The following is a 255-nucleotide window of genomic DNA, read 5'->3' as shown; positions in this document are numbered from 1 at the left end:
AGATAGTTGAGCACGCCGAGCTGCGGATGGAACATCATGGTCCAGACCAATGCCACGGCAACGGGCGTGGCCATCATCGGCATCACGAAGATGCCGCGCAGCAGGCCGCGCAAGACAAACCTGGCGTCGAAGATCAGGGCAGCGACGGTGCCGAGGAACATCGGCGCGACCACCGACAGGAAGGTGTAGGTCAAGGTATGCCAGAGCGATTCCCAGAAGCGCGGATCGCTCGCCAGGCGCAGATAGTTTTCCATC

1 protein-coding gene is annotated in these 255 nt (G+C 61.2%); it reads right to left on the bottom strand.

Going from position 1 to position 255, the window contains the following annotated elements; translation table 11 throughout:
• Positions 1-255, bottom strand: a 255-nt coding sequence (locus P9273_RS32150) for a carbohydrate ABC transporter permease (protein WP_442920283.1), incomplete at both ends; no start/stop codon positions are given.

It is taken from the genome of Mesorhizobium sp. WSM4935 (assembly GCF_029625735.1).
GTDB lineage: Bacteria > Pseudomonadota > Alphaproteobacteria > Rhizobiales > Rhizobiaceae > Mesorhizobium.
The sequence above is the reverse complement of the archived record's forward strand: the minus strand, read 5'-3'. Positions and strand labels throughout refer to the sequence as shown.